This is a genomic window from Delftia sp. JD2, assembly GCF_001682645.1.
GTDB lineage: Bacteria > Pseudomonadota > Gammaproteobacteria > Burkholderiales > Burkholderiaceae_C > Comamonas > Comamonas acidovorans.
This window is the reverse complement of the sequence record NZ_LFJT01000121.1, coordinates 1-4873: the sequence shown is the minus strand read 5'-3', so window position 1 is coordinate 4873 and position 4873 is coordinate 1. Positions and strand designations below refer to the sequence as shown.

5 protein-coding genes are annotated in these 4873 nt (G+C 70.6%); 3 read left to right on the top strand and 2 right to left on the bottom strand.

Going from position 1 to position 4873, the window contains the following annotated elements; all coding sequences use genetic code 11:
* From ACM14_RS30015 to ACM14_RS30005, 3 genes are all read left to right on the top strand, one after another.
* On the top strand, window positions 1–1059 hold a 1059-nt coding region (locus ACM14_RS30015; protein ID WP_065348158.1), incomplete at its 5' end, for a DUF1254 domain-containing protein.
* On the top strand, window positions 1056–2309 hold the full coding sequence (locus ACM14_RS30010; protein WP_065348157.1) for an alkyl sulfatase dimerization domain-containing protein: 1254 nt from the start codon (window positions 1056–1058) through the stop codon (window positions 2307–2309). The genes ACM14_RS30015 and ACM14_RS30010, both read left to right, overlap by 4 nt.
* A gap of 51 nt (window positions 2310–2360) precedes the next feature.
* Window positions 2361–3350 carry a tripartite tricarboxylate transporter substrate binding protein gene (locus tag ACM14_RS30005; protein ID WP_065348156.1) on the top strand — a complete coding sequence of 330 codons (990 nt, stop codon included), beginning with the start codon at window positions 2361–2363 and terminating at the stop codon, window positions 3348–3350.
* A 24-nt stretch (window positions 3351–3374) separates the two neighbouring features.
* Here ACM14_RS30005 and ACM14_RS30000 read toward each other — a convergent pair whose 3' ends face one another.
* Window positions 3375–4403 carry a tripartite tricarboxylate transporter substrate binding protein gene (locus ACM14_RS30000; RefSeq protein WP_065348155.1) on the bottom strand — a complete coding sequence of 343 codons (1029 nt, stop codon included), beginning with the start codon at window positions 4401–4403 and terminating at the stop codon, window positions 3375–3377.
* A 54-nt stretch (window positions 4404–4457) separates the two neighbouring features.
* Window positions 4458–4873 (bottom strand): tripartite tricarboxylate transporter substrate binding protein (locus tag ACM14_RS29995; RefSeq protein ID WP_254662167.1); only part of this gene is annotated, 416 nt, incomplete at its 5' end.

The window sequence follows — 4873 nt, the reverse complement described above, 5'->3', positions numbered from 1 at the left end:
ACGGCGGGCCGCTACTACGTGCTGGGCCTGCTGGACTTCTTCACCAACCCCTTCGCCCACCTGGGCCAGCGCCTGACGGGCACGGCTGCGCGCTCCTTCCTTGTCACGCCGCCCGGCTGGCAGGGGGCGCTGCCGCCACCGTTCGATGCGCCCGGCGCACACATTGCCGCGCCCACGTCCTGGCTGTGGGTGATAGGCCGCATCCTGGTCGATGGCGAGCACGACCTGCCCGCCGTGCACGCGCTGCAGGACGGCTTTGCGGCGCGCCCGCTGGCCGACTGGCAGGCGGGCACGCCCTCGCAGGCCCGCGCCTTCGACCCGGACTGCGATCCCCAGGCCCCGCCAAATGCCGAGCACTATGCAGCCCAGGTGAATGCCGCCTTGCGCGACAACCCGCCGCCAGCAGGGCATGCCGCACGGGTCGCGCGCTTTGCGGCCGTGGGCCTGGGCGCCGGGCTGGGCGCACCCGATGCGCAACAGCAAGCCGCACTGCAGCGCGCCCTGGACAGCGTGCTGCCCCGGCTGCGCGCGGCCAGCACGGGCCGGCGCCTGGACTCGGGCTGGGAACTCCCCGCCCTGATCGAAGGCAGTTTTGGCGACGACTTCCAGGCCCGTGCCGAAATTGCGCTCAAGTACATCGGCATGCTGGAAAGCCGCGAGGCCATCTACCCGCTGGCCTGGCATGACGCCCAGGGCCGGCCCCTGGACGGCAGCCGCCGCTACCGGCTGCGCTTTGCCCCAGGCGCGCTGCCGCCCGTGCAGGCCTTCTGGTCCCTGACCCTCTACGGCGCCCACGACTGCATGCTGGTGGACAACCCCATCGACCGCCATGCCATCGGCGACCGCACGCCGGGCCTGCGCCCCGACGCTGATGGCAATGGCGGGTTGACTATCCACATCAGCCACGCGCCGCCGGCAAGCGAAGACCACCGCGCCAACTGGCTGCCCGCGCCGCGCGAAGGCTTTTACCTGTGCCTGCGCGCCTACATGCCCCAGCCCGAACTGCTGGACGGCCGCTACGCCCTGCCCCCCATCGAACCAGACCCGGAGACCCCATGAACGCCAGAGACGACGAAAAGCCCTTCTTGCTGGTGGGCACCGGCAGCGAAACCGTGGCGCCGGGCCTGCACATACTGCGCGGCCAGGGCCAGTCCTTCGTGGCCGAGACCGACGCGGGCCTGGTGGTGATCGACGCCGGCCCCGGCGGCAAGGTCAGCCAGGACATGATCGCCAGCCTGCGCCAGCTCAGCGACGCGCCCGTGCATGCGCTGTGCTACAGCCACGGCCACATCGGCTACAACGCGGGCGTGCCCGCCTGGCTGGAGCATGCGGCCGCGCGCGGAGAGCCTGTGCCGCGCCTCATCGCGCACCGCAACCTGCCGCGCCGCCAGGCACGCTACCGCGAGACCCGGGCGCTGCAGCACCGCATGGCCGAGATCCAGTTCAACCGCAGCGCGGGCTTTTTCGAGCACCGGCTGGACATGCACGAGCCCACCGAAACCTTCGACACGCGGCTGGAGATAGGCAGCGGGGACAGCCGCATCGAGCTGTTCTGGGCGCCGTCCGAGACCGACGACGCCATCGCGCTGTGGAGCCCCGGCCAGCGCGTGCTGTACGGCGGCGCGGCGCTGCTGGACTCCATCCCCAACATCGGCACGCCGTTTCGCACGCTGCGCGACACCGTGCGCTGGGCCGACACGCTGCAGGCCATGGCCGCGCTGCGCCCGCTCAAGGCCGTGCGCGAGTTCGGTCCCGTGATCGAGGGCGAGCAGGCCGTGCAGCAGGTGCTGCTGCACACCGCACAGGCGCTGCGCTGGCTGCGCGCCGAAGTCGTGCGCCTGATGAACGAGGGCCTGAACGAGCAGCAGGTGCTCGCGGCCATGGACTATCCGCAGGAGCTGTTCGGCGTGGAGTGGATGAAGCCCACCTATGGCGACCCCAGCTACATCGTGCGCGACATCTACCGCTCGGAAAACGGCTGGTGGGACCGCAACCCGACCACGCTGCACCCGGCCCCGCCCGAGGCCGCAGGCGCCGCCATTGCCGAGGCCATCACCGACAAGCCCGGCCTGGTGGCCAGCGCCCAGGCACTGGCCGACGCGGGCCAGTGGCAGCTGGCCCTGCACGTGATCGACGTGCTGGCCACCGCGGCCGGCGACGCGCCCGAGATCGGCCAGGCCCGCAGCCTCAAGGCCGCCTGGCTGCGCGAGCGTGCGCGCGAGGTGGACAGCTATGTCTCGCGCAACCTCTACCGCGTGGGGGCCGACATGATCGAGCAGGGCACGCAGGCGCGCCTGGGGCTGCGCTGACGGGGCCGCGCACAGGCAAGGCGACTCAAGGCGACACAAGGAGACAAGTGCATGAAGACGATGAAGAAGCACGGCATGGCCCTGGCACTGCTGCTGGCCATGGCCTGCACAGGCCACGCCCAGCCGGCACAGGATGCCGGCAACTACCCCGCCCGCCCCGTCACGCTGATCGTGCCCACGGCCGCCGCCGGCGGCACGGACACCATCGCGCGGGTGTTTGCCGAAGGCCTGACCCGGCTGCTCAAGCAACCCTTCGTGGTGGACAACCGGCCCGGCGCCAACGGCCTGGTCGGCGTGGAGCAGGCCGCGCGCAGTGCGCCGGACGGCTACCGGCTGCTGTTCACCTACACGGCGTCCATGGCCGTGAACCCCAGCCTCTACCGCAAGGTGCCCTATGACCCGGTGAAGGACTTCACGCCCATTGCGCAGATAGGGCGCGCCGGCAATCTGCTGCTGGTCTCGCGCGATCTGCCCGTGCACACGCTCAAGGAGTTCGTGGCCTATGCAAGCGCACGGCCCGGCCAGCTCAGCTACTGCTCCTGGGGCCAGGGCTCGGGCGGGCACCTGACCATGGAATTCCTGCTCAAGCAGGCCGGCCTGCAGATGCAGCATGTGCCCTACAAGGGCAGCAGCCCCTGCGTGCAGGGCCTGCTGGGCGGGCAGGTGCAGGCCGCGTTTGCGGACACCTCGTCCACCGTGGAGCTGGTGCGTGCGGGCCGCGTGCGCGCCATCGCCCACAGCGGCGACAAGCGCATTCCCAGCCAGCCGGACCTGCCCAGCCTGACCGAGGCGGGCTACCCGTTCCACAACTATTCCTGGTACGGCGTCTTCGCGCCCGCCAAAACGCCGCAGCCCATCGTGGACAAGCTCAACGCCGCCATCAACCAGTTGCTGCAGGACCCAGCCACGGCCAAAAAGCTGGGCGAGCTCAACCTGACCGATCTGCCCCGGACCACGCCTGCGCAATTCGCCGACACGCTGCGCCAGGACCTGGCGGACTGGGGGCGGCTGGTGCGCGAGGTGGGTGTGCAGCTGGACTGAGGGCAGGCCCTTGGCGGGCCAGACTCATTCGGCCACGATGCCCGTCCTGCGCACCACCTCGCCAAAGCGCTTCAGGCGCTCGGACATCATGGCCTCGAAGGCGGCGGGGCTCATTTCCTCGGGCGGGGTCACGCCACGGTCCTGCAGGCTGGCCACCATGGCCGGCGCCGTGGCGGCCTGGCGCACGGCCTTGAAGAGGGCCTGCACCACGGGCGCGGGCGTGCCGGCCGGCGCGGCCAGGCCGGTCCAGGAGCTCATGTTCAGCTGCGGGTAGCCGACCTCGGCCAGCGTGGGCACATCGGGAATTTGTGCCACGCGCTGCTCGGAGGCCACGGCCAGGGCGCGCACCTTGCCCGCCTGGATGTGGGGCAGCATGGAGATGAGGTTGTCGAAGAACACCTGCACCTCGCCCGCCAGTACCGAGGTGACCAGCAGCGTGCCGCCCCGGTAGGGAACATGGGTGATGTCCAGGCCCGCATCGGCCTTGAACATCTCCATGTTGAGCTGGCCCATGCTGCCCGTGCCGCCGCTGCCGTAGTTGAGCTGGCCAGGGTGCTTTTTGGCATAGGCGATGAACTCCGCAAAGCTGCGGATGGGCAGGCTCGCGGGCACGACCAGCACATTGGGCAGGCGGCCCAGGATGGCGATGTTCTCGAAATCCTTGACGGGGTCGTAGCCCACCTTGGGCTGGGTCAGCGGATTGGCCAGGTGGCTGCTCTGCGAGGACACGACCAGGGTGTAGCCGTCCGGCTTGGCGCGCGCCACGGCCAGCGCAGCCACCGAGCCGCCCGCGCCGGGCCGGTTCTCCACGACGATGGGCACGCCCAGGATGCGCGCCATGGGCTCGGCATACTGGCGCGCCATGGCGTCCACCGAGCCACCGGCCGGAAACGGCACGATGAAGCTGATCTGGCGCGTGGGGTAGCCGGCGGCCTTGCCTTCGGTGGCCAGCGCCGCAAGCGGGGCCAGCACACCCAGGCCCAGCCCCGCGCCGAGCACGCGGCGGCGGGAAGGGTGGCTGGCAGCCTGGCGGGCGATAGGGGTCATGCTCATGTCTCCTCCTTATGGAAATACGTCGGCTGCGCCCGGCCATCCAGGGCGCCCTGCTTACTCGGCCACGATATGGGCCTTGCGCACCACCTCGCCGAAGAGCTTCAGGCGCTCGGCCATCATCTTCTCGAAGGCGGCGGGGCTCATCTCCTCGGGCGCGACCACGCCGCGCTCCTTGAGGCTGGCCACCATGGCCGGCGCCGTGGCCGCCTGGCGGATGGCCTTGTACAGCGTCTGGACGATGGCGTCGGGCGTGCCCGCAGGCGCCGCAATGCCGGTCCAGGAACTCATGTTGAGCTGGGGATAGCCGACCTCGGCCATGGTGGGCACGTCGGGCAGCATGGGCAGGCGCTGCTCCGAGGCCACGACCAGGGCGCGCACCTTGCCCGACTGCACGTGGGGCAGCATGAAGACCAGGTTGTCGAGGATGAACTGCACCTCGTTGCCGATGGCAGCCGTGACCAGCGGCGAGC

Excerpts from the sequence above, each read along its gene's own strand:
- ACM14_RS30000 (WP_065348155.1), bottom strand. The coding sequence starts at position 4,403 with ATGAGCATGACCCCTATCGCCCGCCAGGCTGCCAGCCACCCTTCCCGC.
- ACM14_RS30010 (WP_065348157.1), top strand. The coding sequence starts at position 1,056 with ATGAACGCCAGAGACGACGAAAAGCCCTTCTTGCTGGTGGGCACCGGC.
- ACM14_RS30005 (WP_065348156.1), top strand. The coding sequence starts at position 2,361 with ATGAAGACGATGAAGAAGCACGGCATGGCCCTGGCACTGCTGCTGGCC.